Here is a 16568-nt window from a genome sequence, read left to right on the forward strand (position 1 = left end):
CTTGATGGCAAAGTACTGGTTCACTCAGATCAGGGAAGCCAATACACGAGCCATGATTGGAATGAATTTCTGAGTGCTCATGGTTTGGAAGGTAGCATGAGTCGTCGAGGCAATTGCCATGATAACGCAGTAGCCGAGAGTTTCTTTCAACTGCTGAAACGTGAACGGATCAAGCGAAAAATCTATGCAACAAGGGACGACGCAAAGATGGATGTGTTTAATTATATTGAGATGTTTTACAACCCGAAACGACAGCATAGTTCCAATGATGGACTATCACCGTTAGAGTATGAACGTCAGTATTTTAATGAGGCTAAAAGTCGTCTAGTGAAGTAGTGGCGATTCAGACAACAGAAATTAACATCTGAACTAATACACATCACGTTAACCGTAACGGTGACATCATTCTCTCAAACGAGTATGTTACTCAATTCCAACATAAATATATTTGCTTGTTATCCGTACTTATGTCGAACAAAACCTGCGTCCATATCGCTTTAGCTTCTATCTTGCTGCTCATTGCTGGCTGCGTTTCAACCCCGGATAGCGTGCCGTTATCAGATCAAGACTATTGCGCAGTGCCACCAACGAGCACCACACAAACACTCTCTGAATTTACTGCGCCCTACGCCAATGAGATGCAGCACAAGACCGGTGTTTATGTATTGGAGCAAGGCACAGAGGCAATGATGTCTCGGGCTTGGCTGGCAGAGCGGGCAGAGAAAACTATCGACGTACAATACTTTATCTTTTCCATTGATAATGTGGGTTTGATTGCGACCGACTATTTAGTGCGAGCGGCTGAGCGCGGCATTAAAGTGCGGGTGTTGGTGGATGACATCATGTTGGAAGCCCGCGGCGACGAGCTGTTAATGTTAGACGCCCATAAGAATATTGAGATTAAAATTTACAATCCAAACGTGAACGTGGGTAAGAATATCGTACAAAAGGTTACCGCACTGCTGACCGATTTTCACGGCATCAACCAACGGATGCACAACAAGGTATTTCTGGTTGATCAGCAAATTGCCATTACCGGCGGCCGCAATATTGCCGATGAATATTTTGGTTTCGACCACGAATATAACTTCAGAGACCGCGACGTGTTTCTGGCCGGTAAAGCCGTTAAATCAGTGGAAAGCTCTTTTGAGCAGTATTGGCAAAGCAAGCTCAGTGTTCCTATCACCGAACTGTTCGATAAACTGTCATCCCCAGTCAACCCCGAATTTTCACGGCTACATTCCTACGCCTGCAACCCTGCCAATTTCAGCCCAGAGATTAGGGCAGAGATTGAAGACGTACCCGCCACCTTCAAACAGCTTGCAGATGAAGGTAAGTTTTTATTTGTCGATAACGTGGAATATGTGGCCGACCTGCCGGGCAAGAATGATCGTAGCCATTTCCTCGGCGGTGGCAGCATCACCCACGATAAATTGGTGGCGCTGGCTGAAACCGCCAGCGACAGCATCGTGATTCAAACGCCCTATTTGATTACCACCAAAAGCGACCGAGCATTCCTGCGTAAATTGGTTAAGCAAGGTATCAACATTAAAATTCTCACCAACAGTCTGGCCTCCAACGACAACCTAGAAGCGTTTAGCGGTTATCAAAGAAACCGAGCCGCGTTGCTAGATACTGGCGTAGAAGTTTATGAATTCAGACCCGATGCCAAAATCAGGCAACGAGTGATGTCGGAGCATATGTACAAACGCTCAGCCACCGTACCGATTTTTGGCCTACATGCCAAAACCATGACCATTGATAACCACATCACCGTAATTGGCACCTACAATTTTGATCCCCGTAGCGCCAATCTGAATACTGAAAGTATCACAGTGATCGACTCGCCAGCGATCACCCAAGAGGTAAAAGCCGCCATGCTAAAAGAGATGGAAGCTGACAACGCCTGGCAAGTCACCAAAGACTTTAACCCCGATAGCGAGGAGAGCTTATCCAAACGCATCGGAGTGAAGTTACGCAGAATTGTACCGAAGAATATTTTGTAGACTGGGATTGGGCAGAGATAAATAGCAACGGCAGACCAAACAAATCAACATCGGCTTTCGCTGATTTGTGCTAGGTCATTCTATGCGAGGTAACGTGATAAAGCACCACTGTGAACTATAGGCAAACTTTTCAATATGAATATCAGTTTCTAGCCCCATGTGTAGGGATTACCACCACAAATGATGCCTGTCCCAACATTTTCGGATTGTGCTCCATTAGCTAGCTTTCGGGGTTTTGCCGTGAAATTGCCACGAAAAGCCTATTTTAATACCAAAGATAGTCCATTCATGCTCTCCTCGCTCCACCAAAAAAAACGCTTCAACAACATTAACGTGGTTACACATCATGTTAAAAGCCTACATATAAATTAGTACGACTTAGGATCCAGTCAATCATATTATTTGTCTGATTAGACAGCTTTCCATTAATAATATTGAATTTTTCATATTGAACACAATATAATCAAGGATAAAAGGGGTAAAACAGGACGATACATTGAGCTACGGAATTTCAAGTAACCAACTCCAGCCTAATTTTGCAGAAATTGAATTAGTTAGGGATGAAGTTGCTGTTTATCGAGCAGAATATTCTAAAGAATTGTTCGACGAATGCGTTGGCGAAAAAGGAAAAAAGTACTTTTACCACAGAGACGGTAAGTATTTGTATGCATTGCCCGAAAATAAGACTGATGAAAGACCTATGGGTTTTGATACAGTCTTGATCAACAGCCAATCTTGTCCCGGTGTTATGTCTAAGCTAATAGCAATCTCGTTAAAGCAATTTTTCGAGTTCCACAAAAGAAAGGTATTCAAGAATAAGTACTCATCGCTCTATTCATTTCGTATTAGCTCTGAACAACCTTTTCAATTGGACGCTCTGGAGCTTTCGCCATATTGTAACTTTTCAGTTCACCATGTAACTACCTCTGTAAAACCAATCTTCATATTTACTTTGGCTAAGGAATATAAACCGCGCTTTATTAAAGAACTCAGCGAAATCAAAAAACTTGGAATTGATACACGGGATTTTGAAATTAAAAATGATAAGCTTATTGCTTCCAGATCAAACTTGAAGAAGTACCTTGAAAGAACAAACCTACAAAAAAAATATGACAACGAAATAGAAAGAATTTCAAGCAAAACCAATGAACATGAATTTATTATAAAGAATTTTGATTTTTTAGCAAAAAACATTTCAATGATAGGAGTTGGTGGAATAGAACTATCCAAAATCAATTTCTTATCTCTTCCAAATACCAATTTTGATATAAGCTATATCCAAAAGCCGATTCAATACTACTACAATAAAAATACGACCAAAGGTTATACACATACAGCAATTAGTCAATTAAAACCCCTTAGCTATGACCAATTTTATAGAAAGTCCATATCAATATGTGCATTTATACCCAAATTAGACGCTAAACAATGTGAAAGAATGCTAGGGACACTACATCAAAACCTAGTGAATATTTTTCATCTTGCCGATGTCAATTTCGAGAATATCTACGTTGATGAAGATAGAAGAGAACATTCTTCCATTATATCAAAATTTCAAAATCAACAATTTGATCTTTCAATAATATTTCTTTATCGAAAAGATAAAATTCAACAAAAATCAAAGTCGGCGTATAATAGACTGAAGGCTAAATTAATAAGTAAGCAAATACCTTCGCAAACTATTCTTGTAGAAAATGCAAGAAGTAACAATGAATACACGATGAGAAATCTATCGTTAAACGTTTACGCTAAAATAGGTGGAACTCCGTGGTCTATTGAAAAAGATGGTTCAACTATAAATGAATTTGTAATTGGTATTGGCTCAACTATTGATGAAGATGGGACTAGAAATATCGGTTTTGCTAGTGTATTTGATCATATGGGGTCTTATATTGTAGGAAGTTGTAGTCCTCTATGTAAAATTAGTGACTATCGTGACACTCTTCAGGAATATATTTCACATTTGCTAGCTGAAGTAATTGAAATTAGAAATATAGCCAAAGGCTCCAAAATAAGAATAACATTTCACCTGTTTAAAGACGCAAGTAGAAGATACGAACTTTCCGCTATTAATCAATGTCTTGAAGAGTTCACAGATTATGAGATTGAATTTGCAATATTATCAGTAAGCTATAATCATCCATTCAAGCTATTTAAAAATGTTAAAGATCAATTAGATAGAGGTTGTTTCATTAAACTAAACGCCAATCAAGCCTTGATGTCAATGGGAGGTAAAGGTAGTACTCCTTTGCAGATAAGGCTAGATTCTCGATCAACATACAAAGATTTATTTGAGTTAAGCAAGCAGGTCTTGTTTTTTTCTCATTTATCTCACAGATCTTTTTTCCCTGGAAAAAATCCAGTCACAGTTGTATATCCCCACCGATTGGCACAACTTACTAGTGACTTGCTAGCTATAAATCACTGGGATATTGATTCACTCTACGGGATGAGGGAAAAATTGTGGTTTATTTAGAACAACTTGAATGCTCACTTCTCAATCAATCATCAGATAGAGAATTAGCTTTATATCGTTTTTTAGAGGGAAGGGTTCACTCCTTTGTTCCAAAACCTAATGATTTAGAAGATGAGCTATGCTCAAAAGTTTTTGCTTCTGAAGATGCTGAAATAGAATTAACCAAGCTGCAAAGAATGAAACCATTCAAAGGGTTTCATTACTCAAACAATCTAATTACCCAAATTGCTGCTGCAATAGTCTCTGAAGAAAGAGAAAAGTCTAATATCGCTAGTTACCTAAACTCACATTCCTTTAGAGATCTATATGTATTTAATCATGCTCTAAGTAAGGATTTTTATTTGGAGCTGAAAGCAAATAACTCTATTGATCGACTAGCACAAAAACTGCTCACAAAAGATAAGATCAATAAAGATGATATTGGAAATTGTGTTACTGAAATAAACGATTTATTTGACTTATTTATCGTTAAACAAGCAATAGCTTTAAGTTGTCTGCAGTACAATCAATCGGAAAACATAAACACATACAAACAACTAGGAATTATTCAGCGAAAATTAACTAATCGGCTGAACCTATTTTTCTCTATTTTAGGCAGTTTGTTATTTTGTTGGTTTCTTACTTTGATCACACCTTACATAGTTACATACGCAACTAAAAACTGGAATATACTGGAACCATTAGCCTATCTGCTAGACAAAATTTTGTTGATAGTAGGATTTTTTGGAGCCTTTACGTTCATCAAATCTGATACAGCAAAAAAAACTTTCATGAGACATTTTTACTCATTGTGTTATAGATCGTTGGGAATAAATTATAATGAATTAACGTCTTTGAATAATGAATTAAAAGACAAGTAAAATATGTTTTTAATATATGAGTGGTATGGCCTGATATCTATAGACACTCTGTAGTATTACTAAAATTTGGTCAATCAGTGTGTTTCACACCTTGCCTAAATTCATGATGCTGACTCGCAATGGGCAAAACCAATTTATGAGAAAAAGCGAACCAATGGTTCGCCTTTTTAGTCACTGTGTATCCAACTTCAATTGCTGTTTCCAACTACATTGCAGCGGTATCCAACTTCAATTGATGTGATTAAGTAGCCATTTATTTGTACTCTGAAACCGGAATACAAGAACACATCAAATTGCGGTCGCCATAGACATCATCAATACGATTAACCGTCGGCCAGAACTTGTTGGCACGCACGGCGTCGCATGGGAATACAGCTAATTCGCGGCTGTAAGGCCGTTCGTTAAAGGCTGGGTCCATGATGTCGGCCATGGTGTGCGGTGCGTTGTGCAGCGGATTGTTGTCCGCAGGCCAGTCACCGGCTTCGACTTTAGCGATTTCACTACGGATAGCCACCATGGCGTCGATAAAGCGATCCAGTTCTGCTTTTGATTCCGATTCCGTTGGCTCAATCATCAGCGTACCCGCGACCGGGAAGCTCATGGTTGGCGCATGGAAACCGTAGTCGTTCAGACGCTTGGCAATATCCATTTCAGTGACACCGGATGCTTCCTTGAGTGGACGCAAATCGATGATACATTCGTGTGCCACGCGGTCATTACGGCCACGGTACAACACCGGATAGTGCTCAGACAGCTTCTTCGCCAGATAGTTAGCGTTGAGCATGGCATTCTGCGTCGATAATCTTAAGCCTTTGGCACCCAGCAGTTTGATGTACATCCAGCTAATGGGCAGGATGCCAGCACTGCCATATTGCGCCGCAGAAACAGCACTGTTGCTATCACAGGCTTTACCCAGTTTTACCACGCTGTGCCCAGCAACAAACGGGGCTAGATGCGCTTTAACGCCGATTGGGCCCATGCCTGGGCCGCCACCGCCGTGCGGGATAGCAAAGGTTTTATGCAGATTGAGGTGTGACACGTCAGCGCCGATAAATCCGGGTGAAGTAATGCCCACCTGCGCGTTCATATTGGCACCGTCGAGATACACCTGCCCACCGTGCTGATGGATCACTTGGCAGATGTCGCGGATGGTTTCTTCATACACCCCGTGCGTTGACGGGTATGTGATCATGATACAAGACAGATTGGCGGCCATGTCACTCGCCTTGGCACGCAGGTCGTCCATGTCGACGTTACCCTGCTTGTCACATTCCACCACCACCACCTGCATACCCGCCATGTGGGCGGATGCGGGGTTAGTACCGTGAGCCGACTGCGGGATCAGGCACACATTACGGTGCGCTTCGCCACGGGACTGGTGATATTTGCGAATGGCCAGCAGCCCTGCATATTCACCCTGGGCGCCGGAGTTTGGCTGCATGCATATGGCATCGTAACCGGTGATTTCTACCAGCCAGTCACTTAGATTCTGCACCAACTCATGATAGCCTTCCGCCTGATCTTGTGGGCAGAATGGATGCAGATTAGCAAATTCTGGCCAGCTGATCGGTTGCATTTCTACCGCGGCGTTGAGCTTCATGGTGCAAGAACCGAGGGAAATCATCGAATGATTCAGCGCCAGATCTTTGTTTTCTAGGCGCTTGATGTAACGCATCATCTCGGTTTCGCTGTGATAGCGGTTAAACACCGGATGGGTGAGAATGGCGTCATCACGCAGCAATGCGGCAGGAATCGAGTTGCTGCCCGCCGCCACAATCGCGGCATCCAGCGCGGTGATATCCAGCCCATGACCAGTACCGAGGATGATATCAAACAGCGTAGCAACATCGGCGCGAGTGGTGGTTTCATCCAAGCTCACACCCAGGGCACCATCCGCATCAATACGCAGGTTGCTCTGTGCCGCCAGCGCGCGGGCGATAACCGCGTCTTTGTCCGCCACCTTGAATGTTAAGGTATCGAACCAAGTACTATTTAGCAGTGTTACACCTTTGGCTTGCAGTCCAGCAGCCAAAATATCGGTCAGCCGATGAATGCGGTTAGCGATAGTTTTCAGACCATCGGGACCATGATATACGGCGTAGAAAGACGCCATGTTGGCCAGCAGGATCTGCGCCGTACAGATATTGGAGTTAGCTTTTTCACGGCGGATATGCTGTTCACGGGTCTGCATTGCCATACGCAATGCCACATTACCGCGAGTATCTTTGGATACGCCGATGATGCGGCCAGGCATAGAGCGTTTATGTTCATCTTTAGTGACAAAATACGCGGCGTGCGGGCCACCGTAACCCATAGGTACACCAAAGCGCTGGGTGTTACCAAAAGCGATATCTGCGCCCATGCTGCCAGGAGACTTCAACAGCACCAGCGACATGATGTCGGCAGCGACGGCAACAACGGCTTTCTGTTCGTGCAGTTGGGCAAACAGTGCGGTGTAATCACGAATAGCGCCCTGCTTGTTGCTGTACTGAAACAGCGCGCCAAAAATTTCATGGTTAACGGCTTCATCAGCCGGGCCGACCAGCACCTCAAAACCAAAACATTCGGCGCGAGTTTTCACTACATCGAGTGTCTGCGGGAATACATCATCCGCCACATAGAAGATATTGGCTTTTTTAGCTTTAGAGACACGCTTGGCCATGGCCATGGCTTCAGCGGCCGCGGTAGCTTCGTCCAGCAGTGAGGCGGAGGCCAGATCCAAACCGGTCAAATCCATCGACAGTTGTTGGAAATTAAGAATGGCTTCCAGACGGCCTTGGGCGATTTCAGGCTGATAAGGCGTGTACGCGGTATACCAGCCAGGATTTTCCAGCACGTTACGCTGAATAACGGCAGGAACATCGGTGCCGTAGTAGCCCATACCAATGTAACTTTTGAAGACTTTATTCTTGGCGGCAATCTGCTTGATTGACTCAGTACCGGCGGCTTCACCGCAGGGATCATCAAGTGCCAGTTCCCGGTTCAGACGAATCGATCCCGGGACTATCTGCGCGGTCAAATCTTCCAGAGACTCGGCACCGACATAATCCAGCATCTGTTGTTGCTGGGTCTCATCGGAGCCAATGTGGCGGCGGATAAAGAGATCGTGCTGCTCTAGCTGAGTGAGGGTTTGCTTGGTCATGATTAACCTTAATTCTGTATTCGCCGATATGCAGCCGTAGGGCGGCGCTGTATCGGTCTCTTTTTTAAACGCACGAAGCCCTTAACAAGGGCTTCGTTGACACCCACGATTATTCTTCGTCGATGACAGCCTGATAGGCTTCTGCGTCCAACAGGTTGTCCAGTTCGGACACATCTGAAGGCTTGATACGGAAGAACCAGCCATCACCATAGGCATCGCTGTTGACCAGTTCGGGACTGTCTTCCAGTGCTTCGTTAACCGCAATCACTTCACCTGACAGCGGCGCGTAGATATCAGATGCAGCTTTTACAGATTCAGCCACGGCGCAATCATCACCGGCATCAATGGTATCGCCCACTTCTGGCAGCTCTACAAATACCATGTCGCCCAGCAGTTCCTGTGCGTGTTCTGTGATCCCGATGGTGTAGCTGCCATCAGCTTCTTCGCGTACCCACTCGTGCGACGATGTGTACAGTAATTCGTTAGGAATATCGCTCATTCTTGTTAATCCTTTCCCGTGTTTCAGAATGCTTGTTTGCCGTTGCGCACAAAGCTTGGCGCAATCACTTTAACCGCTACGCGTTTTTTACGCATTTCCACCTCGGCTGAATCCCCGATTGATGCAGGAACCCGAGCCATGGCAATAGAATAGCCTAATGTGGGCGAGAAGGAACCACTGGTGATCACGCCCTGCAGCTCGTTACCGTTGGCATCGGTGAAAAATACTGGCATTTCATGGCGCAGCACGCCTTTTTCTTCCATCACCAGCCCCACCAATTTATCACTGCCCTGCGCTTTAATGGCAGTCAGTGCTTCGCGGCCAATAAAGTCGCGGTCAGCGGGTTCCCAAGCAATGGTCCAGCCCATATTGGCGGCCAGTGGATTGATGGTTTCGTCCATGTCCTGACCATAAAGATTCATCCCCGCTTCCAGACGCAGAGTATCGCGCGCGCCTAAACCACAAGGTGCTACGCCGGCATCTTTCAGTGCCTGCCACAGTGCTGCGGCTTCGTTTTCTGGCACCATAATTTCGTAGCCAGCTTCACCGGTGTAACCGGTGGTGGCAATAAACAGGCTTTCTGTTTGTACGCCAAAGAAAGGCTTCATGCCGTCAACAGCCGCTTTTTGGGCATCACTGAATACTGTTGCAGCTTTGGCTTTGGCATTCGGCCCCTGCACGGCAATCATCGCTAACTGTGGCTGCTCAGTAATGGCAACAGCAAAGGCTTTGGCCTGGGCATTGATCCATGCCAGGTCTTTTTCACGCGTGGCCGAGTTCACCACCACCCGATAATAAGTGTCACTCAAGTAGTAAGTGATCAGGTCATCAATCACCCCGGCTTGTTCGTTCAGCATACCGCTGTACAGCGCTTTGCCGGGCTGTTGCAGTTTGGCTACATCGTTAGCCAGCAAATAACGCAAAAAGTCACGGGCACCATTACCAGTCACATCGACTACTGTCATGTGGGAAACGTCGAACATGCCAGCGTCATTACGCACCGCGTGGTGTTCCTCAATCTGGGAACCATAGTGCAGAGGCATGTCCCAACCGTGAAAATCAACCATCTTGGCATTGATTTCAAGATGCTTGTTAAAGAGTACAGTTTTATTAGCCATTGTTATCCCTTTCTGTCGGGGCCTTCAGGTATTTATCACACCTGACATCAGTTTGAAGTGCCGGAAAAGTATACCTTGCGTGCGAAATATGTATACATGGGAAATTTCTAATCCGAAAGTTTCGGATTAGTTTTTCTTATTATTAACTTGAATAAAATTCACCTAGATAACCACCGATAAAAAACAAAAGCCCGGAAACTCGCAGTTTCCAGGCTGTTTTTAAGGAGTTACTGAACTGGTTTCAACGGCCGTTATCGGCTCGACAAAGTGGGGGTAAGTTGAATTTTTGTCCCATGGCCTGTTGCATGAACACAGTTTTCACGGGAGCAGTATTATTCACCAAGTTGAGACCTAAATCGCGCAGTGCTTTTTTCAGCGGGTGACTGCCACTGAACAGCTGTTTCAAACCTTCCATTGCGGTAATTATTTGCACGGCATCAGCTTTACGCCAACGCTCCAGTGGCCGCAGGTTTTCATAAGCGCCAATGTCTTTACCTGCATCATGTAACTTGGTAACGGTATCGATAATCGCCGCCGCATCCAAAAAGCCCAAATTGACTCCCTGCCCAGCCAGCGGATGAATAGTATGCGCCGCATCGCCAGCCAGTAATAACCGATGCTGAGCAAAATGTCGGGCATAACGCATCCGCAGCGGGAAGCTCTGCCGTTCGCTAGCAAGTTCACATAAGCCCAATTTGCCATCAAAAGCAGCCGTTAGCCGCTGGCTAAACTGTTGCGGTGTTAACGCCAATAATTCACTGACCTGTTCTGGTGGCAGTGACCAGACAATCGAGCTCAGGTGTGTATCGTATAACGGTAGAAATGCCAGCGGGCCTGCAGCAGAAAACACCTGCCGAGCACAATTGCCATGTGGTAACTGGGTGCGAATAGTGGCCACAATGGCATGGTGATCATAATCCCAGAAGGTCAGTGGGATCTGACATTGCTGCCGCACCCAAGAATTGGCGCCATCGGCGGCAACCACTAAGGTGGCCGATAAGCTGTCGCCATTTTCTAGCGTCAACCAGGCTTCACGCTCACCAAATGCCAGTCGCTGCAGGTGAGTGTTTTCCAGCAGTGTCAACGTATCTAGTTCGGCAGCACGCTGCGCCAGCGCATAATGGATAGCATCGTTCTCGATAATGGCACCTAGGCTATCAGCACTCAGTTGTTCGGCATCAAACTGAATACGGCCCATGCCGTCTTTATCCCACACATCCATTTTGCTATAAGGCGCCAAGCGCGCCTGAGGCAAGTTACTCCAAGCGCCGAGATGTTCCAGCAATGTCCGGCTGGCCTCATTGATGGCACTGACACGCAGTTTAGGCTCGCCACTGACAGGTGCTGCCGCAGCGGCATCAATCACCAATACAGATAATCCGGCTTCGGCTAGCCCGCAAGCGGTCGCTAGCCCCACCATGCCACCGCCAACAACGGCAACATCATAGCTTTGCGATTTAAACATCATCGACTCCTTGCTAGTGCTATACAGGCTTCGCGGCCGTGCCACCCCATCGCCCGATGTGCCACGGGTACCTTTAATGGTGGCAACCAAGATAACAGCCGCAAACCAAGATTACGCCCCGCCACCAGCGGCCAGTATTGATTGGAGAAACCACGCACTAGAAATTCAATATTATTGATGGTTTGTCGCCGATCGTTTTCACGACAGGCCAGATAATCATGGATCACCGTCACTGCGCCCACATCACCGCCTTGTTGTAGCACGGGCGTCAGCACTGCCAACAAGCCGCTGATATCTCTGAGTCCTAAGTTAAAACCCTGACCAGCTATCGGATGCAACGTCTGCGCGGCATTACCGACATACACAGTGCGGTGAAACGCTGGTCGCGGCATATAACTTAATGCCAATGGATAGCTGTGGCGGCTGCCAACCGCTGTAAACTGTCCGGCGCGATGACCAAACGCCTGTTGTAATGCGTCAAGAAAATCATTGTCTGATAATGCTAAGCGCTCAGCCACGGTGTGTTCGGGCATAGCCCACACCAGCGACAGCCGCGGCTGACCGTTACTATCAGCCATCGGCAATAAGGCAATCGGGCCATGTTCTGTAAAACGTTCCCAGGCCATGCCCTGATGTGGACGCTTGCTGGCAACGTTAGCGATAATGGCGCTCTGCCCAAAAGCGCTGATCTGCTGTGGCTGTTGTTGCAGTTGCCGCACTTTGGAATGTGCACCATCCGCCGCCACCAGCAACTGACAGCGCAGCTGTTGCCCATCGCCCAACGTCAGAGTGTGCCCCTGGGGTTCACTATCAATGCGAATGAGTTCCGCAGGACAAAATAGCGCGATGTCGGTTTTTGCCAGCGCAGCAAACAGCGTTTGCCCCACCCGTTCCAGTTCTACCACTGTCCCTAAGGCGTCGAGGTTAAAACTACGGCTGTTGATCTCGGTCATGCCGAAATGGCCTCGATCCGACACGTGGATGTCATGAATTGGAGTAGCAAGATGTGCCAGTGTCGGCCAGATCCCCAACTGTTGCAGTAGATGACGCGAGCCATGCGCCACAGCAATGGCGCGGGCATCGAACCCGGATTGTCCTGTGCCAGGAGTATGGGCTTCAATCAGCGCCAGTTTTAACGGCCGTTTTAGCTGACGGCCAAGATTATCCAGCGCCAGCGCCAACGATGCGCCCACCATGGCACCGCCGACAATGGCAATATCAATATCAGTGGATTGCGGATTCATTCATCCCTCACTGGGCCACGGTTAGCGGCCAGTATTAATGCAGTATGCCCTGATCCTGGGGCTCGGCATCCGTTTGCTGATGCAGCACAAATTCGGAATAACACAAAATAGCGGACATACGTACAAACTCTAGCAATTCTTGGAAGGCTTGCTCACATTCATCGTCTTCAGCCACATTGAGATCCACCTGAGTTATTTCAGCCAGATCCTTGATCACCTCACGCACATCTTCCGACGCCTGATTCAGCCCCGGCTGCGCAATAGCAATGCCGGTCAGGAAACTCTGCGTCCACAATGATAGAGCTTCCAAGCGTACGGCGAGCAATTCTTCCTCTTCCGGTAACAGCAGGGCAAATCCAAACTCAGCATCCTGCAACCGATTAACCGTATCTTGCGCCAGCTCCTGAATAAGGCCTGCCAATTCCGGCGGCAATGGCTGCCCGTCGTTCATTAGTTCCAGCAAAGGTTGATGCCATTCTTGCGACTTTACCGCTCCGCCACAGATGATACCTACCAGTGCACCGTGAACCTCAACCGGATGTTGGCCGATCTCGGCGCTGTCCAGCGCCAACTGGAGATTGTCAATTCGTAATGATGGGGGAGTTGCCATAACCAAGTTGTCCCGTAGATAAATACTTTGTCATGCTATCAGAACTGTGACTTTGCACCAAGGGCAGCAAGGAAAACTGCGGTTATTGCCATGATTTTCAACGATTGCTCAGGGAATCGGCAATCACTCGGCAACCATGGAAAACTGTGGTCAGGGCAACTTGCACTTTACCGACGAGACTTATATAGTCCGCCTCAAGAGCCTGGTAAAAGGAAAGTCGCGCAACATGAGTAACTGTGCTGTAGATATATCCCTGATGGGGCGCACGTACTCGATTGCCTGTCCGAAAGGACAAGAACAGGCGTTGCAGAGTGTTGCCCGTCAATTAGAGCAACAACTGGAACAGATTAAAGTCCGCACCCCGACCCTCAGCCGTGAGGATATGGTGTTGATGGCAGCGCTCAATATTGGTCACGACCTTTACGTTGAGCAACGTAAGAATCAGGATTATATGCAGCAAATGGATGAACGCATTCGTTTGTTACAACATACTCTCGAGCAAGCGCTGGTTGAGCGCAGCCGCAGAGAAGACTAAACTAAGATTAAGGGCCAATGCCCAGCCGAATTTGCTCCCTGGGGTGTACGATAGTCGGTAATGTCCCTGTGCCGATATTTTTGAAAAAAGGGCTACTTTCTTACTGACATTGCGCATGCTCGGCTTGTACCGAGAAGCCTTAGGAGGTAATCAGCAGCCCGCCTTGAACTGTTAGGTTCAAGGGCTTACACCGACACCGGCATCGCCGGGGAGCATCCTAACTTTAGCGCCTATGACTTCTATGCCCGTGGCACCTCATCCCAGTCATCACGCCCAGCGTCAGGACTTATGGTCTGAGCGCGATGAGGCATGTCGGCAGTTAAGGCGTAATATCCGCAGGCAACGACGAAATCTCAGCCCCGATGTTCAGCAACAGGCAGCGATACAGGCTAAACAACGGCTGCTGCAGTTGCTGGATGAACTGATAGTAACCGGACACCCCATCAACACCGTATCGCTGTATTTCAGCGGCGATGGCGAACTGGATACAACAGCATTATTTCCCGCATTGTGGCAACAGGGTATTCAGACGTGTCTGCCAGTGTTGCACCCGTTTACCCCGGGCAATCTGCTATTTTTGCGTTACCGGTCAGACTCGCCCATGACGCTTAACCGTTTTGGTATTCCAGAGCCCAAGCTGGATGTACGGCAAATCGTGCTGCCATCGCAACTAGATGTGCTGCTTACACCCTTGGTGGCGTTTGATGCCAAAGGTAATCGCATGGGCATGGGCGGTGGCTATTACGACCGCACATTAACCCATCCACACATGAAAGCCTTGGCAGTCGGGTATGCTCACGATTGTCAACAAGTTGAAACGCTACCGTTAGCCCCATGGGACAAGCCACTACCTATTATCATTACACCAACATCTACCCTGGATAATCGCTCTGATTTTTTTGATTGATTGCTGAACTAGGTATTTAAGGATAAGCTAAAAAGGTGTCGCAGATCACATTCTTGCTTATTGTTTGACTGTGATTACATCGTTAACCAATGGAGAGGTTTATATGATCAAAAAATCAATTGTTACCCTCGGTCTGGCATCACTGCTATGTTCCGCAGCTACCATGGCGGCAGAAACTGAAGTGAGCGTATCCTTGCTCTCCGATAAAGGTAATACGCCGATAGGTACTGTTGCGTTAAGTGACTCCGCCTATGGCCTGGTACTGACACCTAAATTGCATGGACTGACACCTGGGGTACATGGTTTCCACATTCATGCCAATGGCAGCTGCGAAGCTTCAACCAAAGACGGTAAAACCGTGCTTGGCGGTGCCGCTGGCGGTCATTTTGATCCTGATAAAACCGGCAAACATGGTTATCCGTGGACTGATGACAATCACAAAGGTGACCTACCGCCGTTGTTTGTCACTGCAGACGGCAACGCCATGGAACCCGTGCTGGCACCACGACTGAAGGTAGCTGATGTCAAAGGCCATGCATTGATGATCCATGCCGGTGGGGACAATTTCTCCGACTCACCTAAACCATTAGGTGGTGGTGGAGCACGCATGGCTTGTGGTGTGATTGAATAACCCGTTACAGACAAAATGCTGATGTACCAAAAACGCTGCCGAGGCAGCGTTTTTTATTCACTATGTAATGCATTAGTTGGATTTGGCGCGAAATTTTGCTCGTAAATGGCTCAGCGACGTCATCACAACTAACACTATCGCCCCAGCTATCAAACCGTAGAAAATTTGCAACAATAATGGCAAGAGATGTGATAACAGCGAACCAAACGTCGCCATTTCCGAAGCGGCCGCTGCCAAGTGGTGTTCCAGTGCCGCCAGTGGTGCAATGCCATGAGCAAGAATGCCGCCACCCACCAAAAACATGGCAATAGTGCCAACGACCGTCAGCAACTTCATCAACTTGGGTGCTGCGCTCACTAAGATCAGCCCCAAACGTCGTAACCACGACATCACGATTGAGCGCCCTTTACGATGGCTGAGATAAAGTCCAAGGTCATCCAGCTTAACTATGGCGGCGACGATGCCATATACGCCGGCCGTCATCACCACAGCAATAATAACCAGCGTCGTTAATTGTGTAAAAAACACTTGGTCGGCAACAATGCCCAGTGTCAGCACAATGATCTCCGCAGACAACACAAAGTCGGTGCGGATTGCGCCTTTTACTTTTCGCGCCTCCCATGCCTGCGGATCTTGCACTTGTTCAAGTGCCTTGGCGGCCTTAGCCTCTTCGTCAACACGGTTTTCAGTGGGGTGTGTCAGCTTATGCCAGACTTTTTCAAAGCCCTCAAAGCTCAGAAACAAGCCACCTAACATCAATAACGGCAAAATTAGCCAGGGCACCACAGCACTGATCAGCAACGCACCAGGCACCAAAATTGCCTTGTTACGCAATGATCCTTTGGCAACGGCCCACACCACGGGTAATTCACGGTCAGCGCTGAACCCGGTCACTTGCTGTGCGTTCAGCGCTAAATCATCACTCAGCATCCCGGCGGTTTTCTTGGCAGCGACTTTGCTCATTACCGCCACATCATCCAGCAGGGTGGCAATATCATCCAGCAACATCAGCAGACTTGCTCCAGCCATTAAAAACTCCGTGTTGTTATTGTGTTGGTAAAACCTTGGCATATGT

14 protein-coding genes and 1 other RNA gene are annotated in these 16568 nt (G+C 47.2%); 8 read left to right on the top strand and 7 right to left on the bottom strand.

Features of this window, described 5'->3' with window-relative positions; translation table 11 throughout:
- From J3L11_RS08380 to J3L11_RS08395, 4 genes are all read left to right on the top strand, one after another.
- The coding region (locus J3L11_RS08380; RefSeq protein WP_207570723.1) for an IS3 family transposase at positions 1 to 336 on the top strand (336 nt) is incomplete at its 5' end.
- Positions 337 to 467: 131 nt separating this feature from the next.
- Positions 468 to 2006 (top strand): phospholipase D family protein, encoded by a 1539-nt coding sequence (locus tag J3L11_RS08385; RefSeq protein WP_207570724.1) that lies wholly within the window; start codon positions 468 to 470, stop codon positions 2004 to 2006.
- 496 nt (positions 2007 to 2502) lie between these two features.
- Positions 2503 to 4482 (top strand): Piwi domain-containing protein, encoded by a 1980-nt coding sequence (locus tag J3L11_RS08390; RefSeq protein ID WP_207570725.1) that lies wholly within the window; start codon positions 2503 to 2505, stop codon positions 4480 to 4482.
- Positions 4470 to 5342 carry a hypothetical protein gene (locus J3L11_RS08395; protein WP_207570726.1) on the top strand — a complete coding sequence of 291 codons (873 nt, stop codon included), beginning with the start codon at positions 4470 to 4472 and terminating at the stop codon, positions 5340 to 5342. The genes J3L11_RS08390 and J3L11_RS08395 overlap by 13 nt, the downstream gene beginning before the upstream one ends.
- Before the next feature lie 253 nt (positions 5343 to 5595).
- On the opposite strand, the gene gcvP is transcribed toward J3L11_RS08395, so the two are convergent.
- The 6 genes from gcvP to J3L11_RS08425 form a co-directional block, all read right to left on the bottom strand.
- Positions 5596 to 8484, bottom strand: coding sequence for an aminomethyl-transferring glycine dehydrogenase (gcvP, locus tag J3L11_RS08400; RefSeq protein ID WP_207570727.1), 2889 nt, complete (start codon positions 8482 to 8484; stop codon positions 5596 to 5598).
- A 109-nt stretch (positions 8485 to 8593) separates the two neighbouring features.
- Positions 8594 to 8983, bottom strand: a complete 390-nt coding sequence (gcvH, locus tag J3L11_RS08405; protein WP_189617804.1) for a glycine cleavage system protein GcvH — start codon at positions 8981 to 8983, stop codon at positions 8594 to 8596.
- A gap of 23 nt (positions 8984 to 9006) precedes the next feature.
- Positions 9007 to 10101: a glycine cleavage system aminomethyltransferase GcvT gene (gene gcvT, locus J3L11_RS08410; protein WP_207570728.1), complete on the bottom strand. Its 1095-nt coding sequence runs from the start codon at positions 10099 to 10101 to the stop codon at positions 9007 to 9009.
- 241 nt (positions 10102 to 10342) lie between these two features.
- A complete protein-coding gene (locus tag J3L11_RS08415) occupies positions 10343 to 11566 on the bottom strand; it encodes an FAD-dependent monooxygenase (protein WP_207570756.1) in 1224 nt (407 codons plus the stop codon).
- Positions 11566 to 12810: a 2-octaprenyl-6-methoxyphenyl hydroxylase gene (gene ubiH / locus J3L11_RS08420; RefSeq protein WP_207570729.1), complete on the bottom strand. Its 1245-nt coding sequence runs from the start codon at positions 12808 to 12810 to the stop codon at positions 11566 to 11568. Before ubiH ends, J3L11_RS08415 begins: the two co-directional genes overlap by 1 nt.
- A 34-nt stretch (positions 12811 to 12844) precedes the next feature.
- Positions 12845 to 13420, bottom strand: a complete 576-nt coding sequence (locus tag J3L11_RS08425; protein ID WP_207570730.1) for a UPF0149 family protein — start codon at positions 13418 to 13420, stop codon at positions 12845 to 12847.
- Between the two features lie 226 nt (positions 13421 to 13646).
- Between J3L11_RS08425 and zapA the strand changes: the two genes are divergently transcribed.
- From zapA to sodC, 4 genes are all read left to right on the top strand, one after another.
- Positions 13647 to 13955, top strand: coding sequence for a cell division protein ZapA (gene zapA, locus J3L11_RS08430; RefSeq protein ID WP_133040190.1), 309 nt, complete (start codon positions 13647 to 13649; stop codon positions 13953 to 13955).
- Positions 13956 to 13987: 32 nt separating this feature from the next.
- Positions 13988 to 14171, top strand: a non-coding RNA gene (gene ssrS, locus J3L11_RS08435) — 6S RNA.
- A 16-nt stretch (positions 14172 to 14187) separates the two neighbouring features.
- Positions 14188 to 14862 (top strand): 5-formyltetrahydrofolate cyclo-ligase, encoded by a 675-nt coding sequence (locus J3L11_RS08440; RefSeq protein ID WP_207570731.1) that lies wholly within the window; start codon positions 14188 to 14190, stop codon positions 14860 to 14862.
- A 103-nt stretch (positions 14863 to 14965) separates the two neighbouring features.
- Positions 14966 to 15493: a superoxide dismutase family protein gene (gene sodC / locus J3L11_RS08445; protein ID WP_207570732.1), complete on the top strand. Its 528-nt coding sequence runs from the start codon at positions 14966 to 14968 to the stop codon at positions 15491 to 15493.
- A gap of 72 nt (positions 15494 to 15565) precedes the next feature.
- On the opposite strand, the gene J3L11_RS08450 is transcribed toward sodC, so the two are convergent.
- The gene (locus J3L11_RS08450; RefSeq protein WP_133040193.1) at positions 15566 to 16522 is read right to left on the bottom strand and encodes a DUF808 domain-containing protein; all 957 of its coding nucleotides are present in this window, start codon (positions 16520 to 16522) and stop codon (positions 15566 to 15568) included.
- Positions 16523 to 16568 lie beyond the last annotated feature (46 nt).

Origin of the sequence: Shewanella sp. 4t3-1-2LB, from assembly GCF_017368415.1 — a bacterium.
In the GTDB taxonomy this organism is placed as follows: Bacteria; Pseudomonadota; Gammaproteobacteria; order Enterobacterales; family Shewanellaceae; genus Shewanella; species Shewanella fodinae.

Bases quoted from the DNA above. Each gene is read 5' to 3' on its own strand.
- J3L11_RS08385 (WP_207570724.1), top strand. From the start codon at position 468: ATGTCGAACAAAACCTGCGTCCATATCGCTTTAGCTTCTATCTTGCTG.
- J3L11_RS08450 (WP_133040193.1), bottom strand. From the start codon at position 16,522: ATGGCTGGAGCAAGTCTGCTGATGTTGCTGGATGATATTGCCACCCTG.
- gcvP (WP_207570727.1), bottom strand. From the start codon at position 8,484: ATGACCAAGCAAACCCTCACTCAGCTAGAGCAGCACGATCTCTTTATC.
- gcvH (WP_189617804.1), bottom strand. From the start codon at position 8,983: ATGAGCGATATTCCTAACGAATTACTGTACACATCGTCGCACGAGTGG.
- J3L11_RS08415 (WP_207570756.1), bottom strand. From the start codon at position 11,566: ATGTTTAAATCGCAAAGCTATGATGTTGCCGTTGTTGGCGGTGGCATG.
- J3L11_RS08440 (WP_207570731.1), top strand. From the start codon at position 14,188: ATGACTTCTATGCCCGTGGCACCTCATCCCAGTCATCACGCCCAGCGT.
- sodC (WP_207570732.1), top strand. From the start codon at position 14,966: ATGATCAAAAAATCAATTGTTACCCTCGGTCTGGCATCACTGCTATGT.
- zapA (WP_133040190.1), top strand. From the start codon at position 13,647: ATGAGTAACTGTGCTGTAGATATATCCCTGATGGGGCGCACGTACTCG.
- J3L11_RS08425 (WP_207570730.1), bottom strand. From the start codon at position 13,420: ATGGCAACTCCCCCATCATTACGAATTGACAATCTCCAGTTGGCGCTG.
- ubiH (WP_207570729.1), bottom strand. From the start codon at position 12,810: ATGAATCCGCAATCCACTGATATTGATATTGCCATTGTCGGCGGTGCC.
- gcvT (WP_207570728.1), bottom strand. From the start codon at position 10,101: ATGGCTAATAAAACTGTACTCTTTAACAAGCATCTTGAAATCAATGCC.